We start from the raw sequence: 14220 nt of genomic DNA on the forward strand, positions 1-14220 counted from the left end.
CAACCCCCGTGTTCCGCATCCGTTCCCGCTTAATTCGACCAAGCTTCGTAAGGTAAACCCAGATCATCCGCGACCGCCTTGTACGCGATCTTGCCCTTGTAGACGTTCAGCCCGTTGGCGAGATGCGGGTCGGCCTTCATCGCGGCCTCTGCGCCCAGATTGGCGAGCTTCAGCGCGAACGGCAGCGTCGCGTTGTTGAGCGCGAACGCCGAGGTGCGCGCGACCGCGCCGGGCATGTTGGCGACGCAGTAATGGATCACGCCGTCGACCTCGAACACCGGGTCCTCGTGCGTGGTCGCATGGCTCGTCTCGAAACAGCCACCCTGGTCGATCGCGATGTCGACCAGCACCGAGCCGCGCTTCATCGTCTTGAGCATCTCGCGCGTGACGAGCTTGGGGGCTGCCGCGCCGGGGACGAGCACCGCGCCGATGACGAGATGCGCGTTCTTCACCGCCGCCGCGATCGCCGCCTTCGACGCATAGGCGGTCTTGATCTGACTCGAGAAGAACATGTCGAGCTCGGCGAGGCGATCGTTCGAAATGTCGTAGATCGTCACGTCGGCGCGCATGCCGACCGCCATCTGCGCGGCGTTGACGCCCGACACGCCGCCGCCGAGGATCGCGACCTTGGCCGGTGCCACGCCGGGCACGCCGCCGAGCAGGACGCCGCGACCGCCCTGTTCCTTTTCGAGATAATGCGCGCCGACCTGCACCGACATGCGGCCCGCGACCTCGGACATCGGCTTCAGCAGCGGCAGGCCGCGGCGATGATCGGTGACGGTCTCGTACGCGATGCAGGTCGCGCCCGACTTCATCAGGCCTTCGGCCTGCGGCTTGTCCGCGGCGAGGTGGAGATAGGTGAAGAGCAGGTGGCGCGGTTCGAGCATCGCGATCTCGACCGGCTGCGGCTCCTTGACCTTCACGATCATGTCGGCGGCGGCGAACACCGCGGCGGCGGTCGGCAGGATCGTCGCGCCCGCGTCGACATAATCCTGGTCCTCGAAGTCGATGCCCGACCCGGCCTGGGTCTCGACGACGACCTCATGGCCCGCGGCGACCAGCTCGGCGACCGACGGCGGGGTCAGGCCGACACGATATTCGTGATTCTTGATTTCCTTGGGAACACCGACGCGCATCATTTCCACTCCATTATCTTTGACCGCAGTGTAGCGCGCATCGACCGGGAAGGGTTCGCAAAGCCGTCCCGCTGCCCTATCAAATCTGGGAGAATATTGCACTCAGAGACGACGAAGCAGGAAAATTGTGAGTATCGCGATCGAGCGCAGGATCCTGGACCTGCTGGCGGCCAATTCTGACCTGACGAGCGCCGAGCTGGGCGAGGCGGTGGGCCTGTCGCCGAGCGCCGCACATCGCCGCGTCGCGCAGCTGCGCGAGAGCGGTGCGATCACCGGCTATCGCGCGGTCCTGTCGCGCGCGGCGCGCGGCGATCCGAGCATCGTCCTGGTCAACGTCACGCTGCGCGACCAGCGCAAGGAGACGATGGCGGCGTTCGAGGCGGAGATCGTGAGCTGTCCGCAGGTCGTGCAATGCTTCCTGATGAGCGGCGAGGCGGATTACATGCTCCACGTCGAGCTCCGGCGCGGCGAGACGTTCGAACGCATCCACCGCGAGACGCTGTCGCAACTGCCGGGCGTCACGCGGCTGGCCTCGCATTTCGTGATTCGCGAAGTCGTCACGCGCTGACGTCTTCCTGCGTATGCAGGAACCCAGGACCACGCACGGCAACGCCCGTTACTGATAGCCTCCTGCCGCAAACAGGCGAAGCGGCATGATCAGCCCCGGTTAATCCACGTTGCCGGCGGCGGCGTTGCCGCTCTCTAACCCCCATGCTAAATGCGCCAGCTTGGGGCACAGGGTGAAATCGGAATTTCGATGATGATTGCTGCACTTCCGGGTCGATTCACCGTCCAGTGAGCGTCGATCCCACAGCCGCGGCCTCGACCGTGCCCCCCGCCGGTCTCGATCCGGATACCGGCCACCATCATGCGGACGGCATGCTGAAACTCGCCTTTGGCGCGATCGGCATCGTCTTCGGCGATATCGGCACGAGCCCGCTCTACGCATTCCGCGAGACGTTCGCCGGGCACCACAAGCTCGCGCTCGATTCGGCGCACATCATGGGCGTCATCAGTCTGATGTTCTGGTCGATGATGATCGTCGTGACGGTGAAATACGTCATCATCATCATGCGTGCCGACAACAAGGGCGAGGGCGGCAGCCTCGCGCTGCTCGCGCTCGTCTCGGGCAAGACCAAGACGCGGCGCTGGAGCAAGGGGATCATCCTGCTCGGCGTCTTCGCGACCGCGCTCTTCTACGGCGACAGCATGATCACCCCCGCGGTGTCGGTGCTGTCCGCGGTCGAGGGGCTCGCGGTCGCCGCGCCGAGCTTTGCCGGGCTAGTCCTGCCAATCGTGATCGCGATCCTGATCGCGCTATTCTGGGTTCAGAAGAGCGGCACCGCGCGCATCGGCATGGTGTTCGGGCCGATCATGCTGGTGTATTTCAGCGTCATCGCGGTGCTCGGCATCCTCAGCATCATCCAGACGCCGGGCGTGCTCTGGGCCTTTTCCCCGCATTATGCGGTCGAGTTCTTCCTGATCGATCCGACCCGCGCCTTCCTTGCGCTCGGCTCGGTCGTGCTCGCGGTCACCGGCGCGGAGGCGCTCTATGCGGACATGGGGCATTTCGGCCGCAGGCCGATCGGCATCTCCTGGCTGTTCTTCGTCCTGCCCGCGCTGATCCTCAATTACATGGGGCAGGGCGCGCTGCTGTTCCGCGACGGGCAGGCGGCGCTCGTCAGCCCGTTCTATAATCTCGCCCCCGAAAGCCTCCAGCTGCCGCTCGTCCTGCTCGCGACAATGGCCGCGGTGATCGCGTCGCAGGCGGTGATCTCGGGCGCGTTCTCGGTCACGCAGCAGGCGATCCAGCTCGGCTTCATCCCGCGGCTGCGGATCGAGCACACCAGTGCCGCTACCGCGGGCCAGATCTACATCCCGCTGGTCAACGGCGCGCTGATGGTGATGGTGATCCTGCTGGTGCTGTTCTTCCGCACTTCGTCGAACCTGACCAGCGCTTACGGCATCGCGGTGACGGGGGCGATGCTGATCGACACCTGCCTGCTCGGCGTGGTGCTGTTCCGGCTGTGGAACTGGCCGAAGATCGCCGCGATCCCGTTGCTGGCGATCTTCTTCCTGGTCGACGGCGCCTATCTGGCCGCGAACCTGACCAAGGTGCCCGATGGCGGCTGGTTCCCGCTGCTGATCGGCCTCATCATCTTCACCTTCCTCACGACCTGGTCGAAGGGGCGGCAGCTGATGATCGACCGGATGCGCGAGGCGGCGATGCCGATCAAGGTGTTCATCGGCTCGGCGGCGAACTCCGCGTCGCGCGTGCCGGGGACCGCGGTGTTCATGACCTCGACCTCCGACGGCGTGCCGCATGCGTTGCTCCACAACCTCAAGCACAACAAGGTGCTGCACGAGCGCGTCATCCTGCTGACCGTCAAGATCGTCGGCCAGCCCTATTGGCCCGCGCACGATCGTGCGGTGCGCGACGAGCTGGGCGACGGCTTCCATCGTCTGATCCTGCGCTACGGCTTCATGGAGGATGCCGACGTCCCCGCCGCGCTGCGCCAGGTGCACAGCTGCGGCGCGGACTTCAAGATGATGGACACCAGCTTCTTCCTCTCGCGCCAGACGCTGCTCGCCTCGGACAAGCCCGGGATGATGCTCTGGCGCGAAAAGCTGTTCGCGTGGATGCTCCGTAACGCCGAAAGCGCGATGGAATTCTTCCGCCTGCCAACCAACCGCGTCGTCGAGCTCGGCAGCCAGATCGAGATTTGATCTCAGTCGGTCGGCACCCCGCACCTCCCCGGCGGAGGCCGGGGCCCAGTTGGGAAACGTCGATGGCGGACGTCACACGAAGTTACATCAACCTTTCCAACTGGACCCCGGCCTGCGCCGGGGAGGTATCTGCATGATGGCTAGCACGACCGAAGTCGCCCCGATCATCGTCACCGCGCTGTTCGGCCGCCAGGACACCGCGTTCTTCGACGCGCTGCGGCGCGAGCATTTCCCGCCCGAGCGCAACCAGCTCGATTCGCACCTGACGCTGTTCCACCATTTGCCGCCCTCGGGCCTCGACGAGCTCAAGCACCGGCTGAACCAGGAGACGCGCGGGCTGCCGGCGCCGCGGGCGCGGATCGGCGGGCTGATGTCGCTGGGGCGCGGTGTCGCCTACCGGATCGAATCGCCCGAGCTGGTCGGGATCCGCGCGCGGCTGGCGGATGCGTTCACGGGGATGCTGACGCCGCAGGACGCGGGCGGCTGGCGTCCGCACGTCACGATCCAGAACAAGGTCAACCCGTCGGTCGCCAGGCTGCTGCTCGGCAATCTGCAGCGCGACTTCGCGGCGCGGGACGTCGAAATCGCCGGGCTCGGCGCCTGGTGGTATCGCGGCGGGCCCTGGGAAGCGATTTCCCGCCACATGTTTGCTTGACCGCCTCGAATCCGCTTCCTATAGGCCGCGCCTCGCAGGGAAGAATGCTTCCCCGCAGACGGTACGGCGAAGTAGCTCAGTTGGTTAGAGCACGGGAATCATAATCCTGGGGTCGGGGGTTCAAGTCCCTCCTTCGCTACCATTTTCAAACACACCGAACGGGTCGTTGACGACCAGGATCGCGTCGCTGCGGGCGAGCGCCAGCAGCGTCAGGCCGTGCGCGCGCGCGTGATCGATCGCGAGACTTGTGGGCGCGGAAATCCCGACCAGCATCGCCACGCCCGCGACCAGCGCCTTGTCGACCATCTCGAAGCTGATCCGCGACGTGACGAGGATGAAGGCGGGCGGCTCGGTCGACCGGATCGCCAGCCCGCCGACGAGCTTGTCGAGCGCATTGTGGCGCCCGACATCCTCATAGGCGGCCAGCACGGCTCCCGACCGGTCGCAGGCGGCGGCGGCATGGATCGCCCCCGTCGCGGCGTTGAGCGGCTGATGCGCGCGCAGCCCGGCCAGCGCGGCGAAGATCGCGGTGACGGGCACGTCGGGGCGGGGCGGGGTGCCCGCCACCGGCTTGCGCAGCTGTTCGAGCCCTGAGATGCCGCACAGCCCGCAGCTCGTGTCGCTGGTCCGGTGGCGGACGCGGTCGTGGATCCGCCCCCTGCACCGCTCCGACAGGCCGACCCGGACGATCCAGCCCGCCTCCGCCTCGAACACGTCGATGTCGCGGACGTCGTCGGCGCTGTCGGCGAGCCGCTCGGTCAGCAGGAACCCGGTGGTGAAGGCGGGCAGGTCGGCGGGCGTCATCATCATCACCGCATAGCCCAGGCCGTCGATCTCGATCGCGACGGGCACCTCGATCGCGATCGCGCGCGTGCCCGCCGCGACGGCGTCGGGGCGCAGGATGGTGATCGCTTCGGTACGGGCAGTCGTCACAGCGCGGCCATGTCCTCGGGGGTGTTGATGTTCGGGATGACCCCATGCGCAGGGATCGGCAAGGCGCCGATCGCCTCGGCCCAGCCGCGTACCGAGCGGCGCGGCGACGATTCGATATGCGCGATCAGCGCAGCGGCGGACGCGGTCTCCCAATGCCCCAGCACGGGCGCGTCGGGGCAGAAGGCGGGCGCGCGGCGGGCGAGCGCCGCCAGCAGCCCGTCAGGCAGCACGGGCACGTCGCAGGCGATCGTGAGGACGGAGGTGTAGCCCAGACCCGCCGCATGGTGCAGCGCCCCCGCTATGCCCCCCAGCGGCCCCAGATCGGGCCCCGGCAGGTCGCGGATCAGGCCATCCCGGCCCGCGACCACCGCGTCATCGACATGTGGCCGCAGCAGCGCACAGGCGTGGTCGGCGAGCCGACGGCCGGCGAGCAGCGCCTGCGCCTTGTCCGACCCGAACCGCGACGATCGCCCGCCCGCCAGGACGACGCCGAGGATCCTGGGCGTGCTCAGCGCGTCTTCTCGATCCGCACCGGCACCGACTTGGCGGCAGGCACATGGCTTTCGCGCGCATGGTGCGCGACCGGCATCAGCAGGTTGCACTCGGGGTAATAGGCCCCGACGCACCCTTCCGGAATCGAATATTCGACGACGCGCAGCTTGTTGAAGCGGCGGTCGGCATTGTCGCCCGCATCGCCGACCAGATCGACGTCGTCACCATCGGTCAGCCCCATGCGCAGCATGTCGCTGCGGTTCATGAAGACGATGTCGCGCGTGCCCTTCACGCCGCGGAACCGGTCGTGATAGCCATAGACTGTGGTGTTGAACTGATCGTTCGACCGCAGCGTCATCAGCCGGAACCGCCCCTCGCTCTCCTCGAAACCGGTGACGTTGAGCGAGTGGGGGACGTTGATCTCCGCCTTGCCGCTCTCGGTCAGCCATTCGCGGTGCGCCGCCGGCACGCCCTTCCAGAAGCCGCCGGGGGTGAACATCTTGGCGTTGAAGTCGGAGAACATGTCCGGATAGGTCTCGGCGATCGCATCGCGGATCCGCGCATAGTCGCGCACCCACGCATCCCAGTCGAGCTTCGGATTGGGCGCCAGCGTCGCCTTGGCGATACCCGCGAGGATCGCCGGCTCGGACAGCAACGTCTCCGCGGCCGGCGTCGCCTTGCCCTTCGAGCCATAGATCTGGCTGAACGAATCCTCGACCGACACGCTCTGCGGCCCGGTGCCCTGCATGTCGGTCTCGATCCGGCCGAGGCAGGGCAGCAGATAGCAGGTCTTGCCGGGCAGCAGGTGCGAACGGTTGAGCTTGGTGGCGATGTGCACCGTCAGATCGATCCCGCGCCACGCCGGCTCCATCCGGGCATGGTCGGGGATCGCGCGGACGAAATTGCCGCCCAGCCCGATGAATGCCTGCGCCTCGCCCTCGAGGACCGCCTCGCACGACGCGACCGTGTCCCAGCCGAGCTCGCGCGGCGGCTCGAAGCCATATTGCTCGGCAAGCTTGTCGAGCGGGGCGAGCTCGGGCTTTTCAGTGATGCCGACGGTGCGCTGCCCCTGGACGTTCGAATGGCCGCGGACCGGGCCCATGCCCGCGCCGGGCTTGCCGATATTCCCGCGCAGCAGCATCAGGTTGACGAGCATGTGGACGTTGTCGATCCCGCCGACATGCTGGGTCAGCCCCATGCCGTATACCGCGATGACCGCCTTCGACTTGGCATAGACCTTCGCGGCCGATTCGATCTCGACGCGCGACAACCCACTCTCATGTTCGATCGTCGCCCAGTCAGTGCCGCGCGCGACGTCCGCGAACGCCTCGAACCCGGTGGTGTGCTCGGCGAGGAAGGCGTGGTCGAGGATGCGCAGCGTGTTGAGTTCGCGCGCGCGATCATCGGCCTCGATCAGATATTTGCACATCCCCATCAGCGCGCCGACGTCGCCGCCGGTCTTCACCTGGTGATATTGCGAGGCGATCGGCGTCGACTTGCCGGTGACCATCTCCAGCGGATTCTGCGGATCCTGGAATTTCTCCAGACCGCGCTCCTTCAGCGGATTGAACACGACGATCTCGACGCCGCGCTTGGCGCAATCGCGCAGCGGGTGAAGGAAGCGCGGGCTGTTCACGCCCGGATTCTGCCCGAAATAGAAGATCGCGTCGCACTTCTCGTAATCCGAGAGGTGGATCGTCCCGACCGCCGAGCCGATTGCCGACTTCAGCCCTACCGAGGTCGTCTCGTGACACATGTTCGAGCTGTCGGGCAGGTTCTGGCTGCCGTACATCCGCGCCATGAGGCTGTACATGTACGAGGTCTCGAGGCTCGCGCGACCCGAAGCGTAGAAGATCACCTTGGTCGGGTCATAGGTCTTGAGCTTCGCGCCGATCCCGGCGAACGCCTCGTCCCAGCTGCACGCGGCATATTTGTCGGTCGCGGCGTCATATTTCAGCGGATGCGTCAGGCGACCGGCCTGTTCGAGATCGAAATCCTTCCAGCCGAGCAGCTCGGTGACCGTATGCTCCTGAAAGAAGGCCGGCGTCACGCGGTAGGAGGTCAGCTCCCACGCAGTCGCCTTCGCGCCATTCTCGCAGAATTCGGCGGTATGCGGATGCGCGGGCTTGCCCCAGGCGCAGCTGACGCACGCAAAGCCCTCGGGCTTGTTCTGCCGCGTGAGTTCGCGCAACGCCTCGGGGCCGATCTTTTCGCGCGCGGATATCTCCACGAGCGATTTCATCGACCCCCAGCCGCCGGCGGGTGCGGTATAGTCTTCGATCTCGATGGTCCGGTCGTCGCTCATACGTCTCTCCGCTTTTGCCTTCCAACGAAGCGGGGCGGCAAACGATGCACGCCGATTGCGGTGGCGATGGTTCAAATCGCATGCTCCATCGCCTAGATGGGATCCGAAACTCCAAGGATATCACGATGACGACGCACACGACCCGCATGCTCATTCTCGGTTCCGGGCCTGCCGGGCTGTCGGCCGCGATCTATGGCGCGCGCGCCGGGATGGCGCCGATCGTCGTCCAGGGGATCCAGCCCGGCGGCCAGCTGACCACCACCACCGATGTCGAGAATTATCCCGGCTTCAAGGACGTCATCCAGGGCCCGTGGCTGATGGAGCAGATGCAGGCGCAGGCCGAGCATGTCGGCACGCGGATGATGTGGGACACGATCGTCAAGGTCGATGTCAGCAGCCGCCCGTTCCGCCTGACCGGCGACAGCGGCGACGTGTATGAGGGCGAGACGCTCGTCATCGCGACCGGCGCGCAGGCGAAGTGGCTCGGCATCGACAGCGAGGAGCCGATGAAGGGCAAGGGCGTCAGCGCCTGTGCGACCTGCGACGGCTTCTTCTACCGCGGCAAGAAGGTCGCGGTGATCGGCGGCGGCAACACCGCGGTCGAGGAGGCGCTGTACCTCACCAACCATTCGCCCGACGTGACGCTGATCCACCGCCGCGATTCGCTGCGCTCGGAGAAGATCCTCCAGGAGCGGCTGTTCGCGCACAAGGGCGTGACCGTGCTGTGGAACAAGGAAGTCCGCGAATTCGTCGACGGCGGCGGCAATGCCGGGCTCGTCGCGCTCGAACTCGAGGATACGGTGACGGGCGAACGCTCGCGCCTCGCGGTCGATGGCGGCTTCGTCGCGATCGGCCACCACCCCGCGACCGAGCTGTTCCGCGGGCATATCGATCTCGATTCGGACGGCTATATCTCGGTCGAGACCGGCTCGACGCGTACCAGCGTCGAGGGCGTGTTCGCGTGCGGCGACGTTGCCGACAAGGTCTACCGCCAGGCGGTGACCGCGGCAGGCACGGGCTGCATGGCCGCCCTCGACGCCGAGCGGTTCCTGGCGGCGGCGGAATTCGCGGAACTGGCCGAAGCCGCGGAGTAAGCGCGGGGGGCGTGCGTCCGATTCACGCCCCCTCGTTCGCATGATGGGGGAGCGTGCTCTCGCCCCCTCACACCCTCTCGTCATCCTGACGAAAGTCAGGACCCAGAGCCAAGGACGGCGTCGCCCGTAACCCTGGATCCTGACTTTAGTCAGGATGACGTGAGGGGTCGAGCCGCTATCCCTCACACCTTCCGTCATCCTGACGAAAGTCAGGATCCAGAGCCAGGAACGGCACCGCCCGTAACCCTGGGTCCTGACGTTCGTCAGGATGACGAAGTGGGAGAGGCGGGGACCTGTGCATCCTCAGTGCCGTCGATCACGTCCCTGAGCGCCGCCTCCAACGCACCGGCATTCGCGGTCCCGGCGAAGCTGTGCGAACCGGTAGCCAGTCGCACGATCCGCGCCGCGCCGCGGTAGCGTGCCGCAAACACCTGCGCGGTCGCATCCCCTGTCGCGAGCAGAATGACGACGCGATCCGCCCAGCCGTCGATCGCGCCGCAGACCCGGCTCGCAAGGTCGCCCTCGACCTCCCCCGACCCGCGCCACAGCCTCACCAGACCCCGGACCAGCTTGCGCAGATTGATCCCGCCGCGGAGCAGGCTGAGCCACGCGGCCGGATCACGCAGCCGCGCCGCATAGCGCGCGCGGATCGCGGCGGCAGGGGGCAGGTCGTCGGTCGGCGCGATCACCCAGGGGTTGGCGAGGAGTAGCCGGTCGATCCCCGCCGCCCCGCCGAACAGCGCGAGCGCGCTCGCGGCGTCGCAATTGCCGAACCCCACCAGCCGCGTGACGTGCGGCGCAGCGGCGCGGAACGCGGCGGCGGCGGCGACCAGATCGGCCTGCGCCGACAGAAAGCCGCCATTCTCGCCGCTCGAATCGCCGATGCCGCGGCGGTCGTAGCGGAACACCGGCGTGCCCCCCGCCGCCAGCCGCCGCGCGAGCATCGCCATGCCGCGGTGCGCGCCGCTGCGGATCTCGTTGCCGCCCGACACGATCAGCACCCCGGTCGCGCCCGCCGCCTCGTCGAGCGTCGCGACCAGCGTCTCGCCCTCGCAGGGGACCGCGATCAGCCGCCGCATGTCGCGATCCACCCGGCGACATCGGCGGCGAGCGCCTGCGCGAGCGCCGCATCGGTCCCCGGCTCCGACCGTCGCCACAGCGGCGCGCCGGGATAGCGCGCATCCGCCGAGCGCGGGTCGCTCTCGAGTCGAACCGTTCGCGACGCGTCGTAAGGCACCGCGTCGCGCAGATCGGCGAGCAGCGCCTCGGTCAGGCTGTTGCCTGCATACGCACCCTCGTCGGGCATCGTCGACGCGGCGCGGATCCGTTTCAGGTCGCGCAGCAGGTCATCACCCGCCTGCGGTGCGAGCCGCCACCGCCCGGCAAGACTGGCGTTGCAATCGACGAGCGCACCACTCCGAATCGTGACCGCGTAAACCGGCACGTCGAGCGTCCCGACAAGCGCGGCAAACGCCTGGCGCAGGTCGGCCAACCGCAGGTCGCGCGTCTCGACCACACTCTCGCCGGTACCGGGCAGGTCGGGCAAGATGCTGCCGATCCCGCGCCCCGCCAGCGCGCGCAGCATCGCGACGAGGAACGCGCGCGTGCGGTTCGCCTCCTCGAACAGCGGCAGCACCGCGACGACCAGCGGTCCGGCATCGGGGCCGAAGCGCAGCATCGTCTCGCGCCCGCCGGCCCAGTCATAGCGATCGAAGCGGGGGCCGGTCATCCCGGCCGAGGCTAGACCAGCGCCTTGCGCGCCGCAAACTGGACGAGCGCGCCGAACGTCTCGAGCATCTCGCCGTCGATCTCGTCATCCTCGATCAGGATGCCGAGCCGGTCCTCGAGCTCGGTCAGCACGCTTGCCACCGCCATCGAATCGAGTTCGGGGAGCGCGCCGAACAACGGCGTGTCGTCGGTGAATGCCGCGACTCGCTCGGCGCTAAGGCCAAGGATGTCGGCAAGGACGGCGCGGACCGTCGTTTCAACCTGGGAAGTACCTTCGAAGATCACGAGCATCGCCTGAACCGTTGCGAACCGGGCCCCGCTAGCCTGTGGGGGTGAATTCGGCAACGGCTTGGCGCTATGGAGGACCCATGACCCCGCCCGACCCCGTCCCGTTTCCGATCGATCACCTGACGTCGCGCGGCGCAGCCGACGACGTTGCGCTGATCGACCGCGCAGGGACGATGACGTTCCACGACCTCGAAACCGCGGTCGCCGCGCTCGCGGGTTGGCTGGCGGGGCAGGGGTTGGCGAAGGGTGAGCGCGTCGCGACCTGGCTGCCCAAGACGCGGGTCGCCTGCGTGATGCCGCTCGCGGCAGCGCGTGCGGGGCTGGTCCATGTGCCGGTCAACCCGCTGCTGCGACGCGCGCAGGTTGCGCATATCCTCGCCGACAGCGGTGCTGCGCTGCTGGTGACGCAGGGCGCGCGCGCGGCGACGCTCGAGCCGGGCGACGTGCCCGCGGACTGCACAGTCGTCGACGAGGCGGCGCTCGACCTGCAGCGCGAGGGCGGCCCGGGCCCGTCCGATGCGGATCCGGCCACGCTCGCCGCGATCCTCTACACCTCGGGCTCGACCGGGCACCCCAAGGGGGTGATGCTGAGCCATGCCAATCTGGCGCTCGGCGCGGTGTCGGTCGCGCACTATCTGAGGCTCACGCGCGACGACCGGGTGCTGGGCGTGCTGCCGCTGTCGTTCGATTACGGCCAGAACCAGCTCTTCTCGACCTGGGCGGCGGGCGCCGCGGTCGCGCCGATCGACTATATGGTCGCGCGCGACGTCGTGAAGGCGGTCGAGCGGGTCGGCGCGACGACGCTCGCCGGCGTGCCGCCGCTCTGGGTGCAGCTGCTCGAGGCGGACTGGCCGGCGGAGACCGCGGCGCGGCTGCGGCGGCTGACCAATTCGGGGGGCGCGCTGACCCCGCGGCTCGTCGCGGGGCTGCGTGCGCGGTTCGCCGGCGCGGATATCTACGCGATGTACGGGCTGACCGAGGCGTTCCGCTCGACCTATCTCGACCCGTCGCTGATCGACGCGCATCCCGATGCGATGGGCCGTGCGATCCCGTTCGCGCAGGTGTCGGTGATCCGGCCCGACGGCACCCGCGCCGCGCCGGGCGAACCGGGCGAGCTGGTCCATGCCGGCCCGCTGGTCGCGCAGGGTTATTGGCGCGATGCCGAGCGGACGGCGCAGCGCTTCCGCCCCGCGCCCGACGGCAACGGCATGGCGGTCTGGTCGGGCGACACGGTGGTCGAGGGCGCGGACGGGCTGCTCCGCTTCGTCGGCCGCGACGACGAGATGATCAAGAGCGCGGGCAACCGGATCAGCCCGCTCGAGGTCGAGGAGGCGGTACTCGCCGGCAACGAAGCCCGCGAGGCGGTCGCGGTCGGCGTGGCCGATCCGCGGCTGGGGCAGGCGATCGTCGTGATGCTCGCAGGCGGCGCGGCGGACGAGCCCGCGCTCAGGACCCGGTTGCGCACCACGCTGCCGAGCTTCATGCAGCCCGCCGGCTATCTGTGGCGCGACGCGCTGCCGCGCAACGCCAACGGCAAGCTCGACCGGTCCGCGATCGCAGCCGAGGTCCGGGCATGGTCGTCGGCACAGGAACAGGGACAGGCATGATGAAGCCGATGGGGGCGTTGCCGCCCGAATATGCGCACCAGTCGGGCGCGCTGACGATCGGCGGGCGGTCCGCGGCAGACTGGATCGCGCAGGCCGGCGACACGCCGCTGTTCGTCTATGACAGCGCCATCGTCGCGGCGCGGATCGCGCGGTTCCGCACAGCGATGCCCGCGATCGACCTGCATTATGCGATCAAGGCGAACCCGCATTCGGACTTGCTCGCGGCGGTCGCGCCGCTGGTCGACGGGCTCGACGTCGCGTCGGCAGGCGAGCTCGGCATGGCGCTGGCGGTCAAGCCGGCACATGCGATCAGCTTTGCCGGCCCCGGCAAGCGCGACGACGAACTCGCCGCGGCGATCCGCGCGGGCGCGACGTTGAACGTCGAATCGGAGGGCGAGGCCACGCGCGGCTTCGCGATCGGCGCGCGGCTCGGCATCGCGCCGCAAATGGCGGTGCGCGTGAACCCCGATATCGAACTGCGCGGATCGGGGATGCGGATGGGCGGCCGCGCCTCGCCCTTCGGGGTCGATGCGGAGCGTGCCGCGGCGCTGGTCCGCGCCATCGTCGCGGCGGGCGCGGACTGGCGCGGGTTCCACATCTATGCGGGCAGCCAGGCGCTCGACGCGGGCGCGATCATCGAGACGCAGGCCGCGACGCTCGACCTCGCCGCGCGGCTCGCCGACGCGGCGGGCGTCGCGCCGCCGCTGGTCAATCTGGGCGGCGGGTTCGGCGTCCCCTATTTCGCCAACGACGTCGCGCTCGACGTCGAGCGGGTAGGTGCGGCGCTGCACGCGGCACTCGAGACACGCGCGGCGGTGCTGCGCGACACCCGGTTCGCGATCGAGCTCGGGCGGTGGCTGGTCGCCGAAGCCGGCGTGTACCTGACCCGCGTGATCGACGTGAAGCAGAGCCAGGGCGAAGTCTTCGTGGTGGTCGATGGCGGGCTCAACCATCAGCTCGCGGCGAGCGGCAATTTCGGCACCGTCGTCCGGCGCAACTATCCGATCGCGGTCGCCGCGCGGATGGGGGAGGCGGCGGCGGCGGACGCAGTGTCGGTCGTGGGACCGCTGTGCACCCCGCTCGACCGGCTCGGCGACCGCGTCGCGCTGCCGCCGGTCGTGCCCGGGGACCTGATCGCGATCTTCATGGCGGGCGCATACGGCGCCAGCGCGAGCCCGGCGGCGTTTCTCGGGCATCCACCCGCGCTCGAGATCGTTACTTCAGTCCAACCCCAGCCATGAGCGTGGCGGCGGGC

At 68.4% G+C, this 14220-nt stretch carries 13 protein-coding genes and 1 tRNA gene; 7 read left to right on the forward strand and 7 right to left on the reverse strand.

The window, feature by feature from the left end; translation table 11 throughout:
* Positions 1-29 precede the first annotated feature (29 nt).
* Positions 30-1136, reverse strand: coding sequence for an alanine dehydrogenase (gene ald / locus FHY04_RS02760; protein ID WP_037532307.1), 1107 nt, complete (start codon positions 1134-1136; stop codon positions 30-32).
* Between the two features lie 127 nt (positions 1137-1263).
* Between ald and FHY04_RS02765 the strand changes: the two genes are divergently transcribed.
* The 4 genes from FHY04_RS02765 (at position 1264) to FHY04_RS02780 (ending at position 4660) form a co-directional block, all read left to right on the forward strand.
* The gene (locus FHY04_RS02765) at positions 1264-1704 is read left to right on the forward strand and encodes an Lrp/AsnC family transcriptional regulator (RefSeq protein ID WP_183935296.1); all 441 of its coding nucleotides are present in this window, start codon (positions 1264-1266) and stop codon (positions 1702-1704) included.
* A gap of 311 nt (positions 1705-2015) precedes the next feature.
* Positions 2016-3863, forward strand: a complete 1848-nt coding sequence (locus FHY04_RS02770) for a potassium transporter Kup (RefSeq protein ID WP_107932838.1) — start codon at positions 2016-2018, stop codon at positions 3861-3863.
* A 136-nt stretch (positions 3864-3999) separates the two neighbouring features.
* Positions 4000-4518 carry a 2'-5' RNA ligase family protein gene (locus FHY04_RS02775; RefSeq protein WP_183935466.1) on the forward strand — a complete coding sequence of 173 codons (519 nt, stop codon included), beginning with the start codon at positions 4000-4002 and terminating at the stop codon, positions 4516-4518.
* Between the two features lie 65 nt (positions 4519-4583).
* Positions 4584-4660, forward strand: a tRNA-Met gene (locus FHY04_RS02780).
* Here FHY04_RS02780 and fdhD read toward each other — a convergent pair.
* The 3 genes from fdhD to FHY04_RS02795 are packed head-to-tail and all read right to left on the reverse strand — an operon-like array spanning position 4639 to position 8248.
* On the reverse strand, positions 4639-5451 hold the full coding sequence (fdhD, locus tag FHY04_RS02785; RefSeq protein ID WP_183935297.1) for a formate dehydrogenase accessory sulfurtransferase FdhD: 813 nt from the start codon (positions 5449-5451) through the stop codon (positions 4639-4641). The genes FHY04_RS02780 and fdhD overlap by 22 nt on opposite strands.
* Positions 5448-6053 (reverse strand): molybdenum cofactor guanylyltransferase, encoded by a 606-nt coding sequence (locus tag FHY04_RS02790; RefSeq protein ID WP_311723396.1) that lies wholly within the window; start codon positions 6051-6053, stop codon positions 5448-5450. The genes fdhD and FHY04_RS02790 overlap by 4 nt, the downstream gene beginning before the upstream one ends.
* Positions 5960-8248, reverse strand: coding sequence for an FdhF/YdeP family oxidoreductase (locus FHY04_RS02795; RefSeq protein WP_183935298.1), 2289 nt, complete (start codon positions 8246-8248; stop codon positions 5960-5962). Before FHY04_RS02795 ends, FHY04_RS02790 begins: the two co-directional genes overlap by 94 nt.
* Positions 8249-8373: 125 nt before the next feature.
* Between FHY04_RS02795 and trxB the strand changes: the two genes are divergently transcribed.
* Positions 8374-9342, forward strand: coding sequence for a thioredoxin-disulfide reductase (gene trxB, locus FHY04_RS02800; protein WP_031395129.1), 969 nt, complete (start codon positions 8374-8376; stop codon positions 9340-9342).
* 263 nt (positions 9343-9605) lie between these two features.
* Here the strand turns inward: trxB and FHY04_RS02805 are convergent, their stop codons facing one another.
* From FHY04_RS02805 to FHY04_RS02815, 3 genes are read right to left on the reverse strand one after another with little or no spacing between them, the layout of a single operon-like run.
* Complete coding sequence (locus FHY04_RS02805) at positions 9606-10421, reverse strand: hydrolase 1, exosortase A system-associated (protein ID WP_183935299.1); 816 nt, start codon at positions 10419-10421, stop codon at positions 9606-9608.
* Positions 10409-11071, reverse strand: a complete 663-nt coding sequence (locus FHY04_RS02810) for a hypothetical protein (RefSeq protein ID WP_260171275.1) — start codon at positions 11069-11071, stop codon at positions 10409-10411. Before FHY04_RS02810 ends, FHY04_RS02805 begins: the two co-directional genes overlap by 13 nt.
* Positions 11072-11082: 11 nt before the next feature.
* Complete coding sequence (locus tag FHY04_RS02815; protein ID WP_031441379.1) at positions 11083-11361, reverse strand: acyl carrier protein; 279 nt, start codon at positions 11359-11361, stop codon at positions 11083-11085.
* 77 nt (positions 11362-11438) lie between these two features.
* Between FHY04_RS02815 and FHY04_RS02820 the strand changes: the two genes are divergently transcribed.
* Together FHY04_RS02820 and FHY04_RS02825 are read left to right on the forward strand one after the other, a co-directional pair.
* On the forward strand, positions 11439-12965 hold the full coding sequence (locus tag FHY04_RS02820; protein ID WP_183935300.1) for an acyl-CoA ligase (AMP-forming), exosortase A system-associated: 1527 nt from the start codon (positions 11439-11441) through the stop codon (positions 12963-12965).
* Entirely contained in the window at positions 12965-14206 is a 1242-nt protein-coding gene (locus FHY04_RS02825) for a pyridoxal-dependent decarboxylase, exosortase A system-associated (RefSeq protein WP_183935469.1), read from the forward strand. The genes FHY04_RS02820 and FHY04_RS02825 overlap by 1 nt, the downstream gene beginning before the upstream one ends.
* Positions 14207-14220: the final 14 nt, after the last annotated feature.

Origin of the sequence: Sphingomonas sp. BK481, assembly GCF_014194875.1 — a bacterium.
Taxonomy (GTDB): Bacteria; Pseudomonadota; Alphaproteobacteria; order Sphingomonadales; family Sphingomonadaceae; genus Sphingomonas; species Sphingomonas aerolata.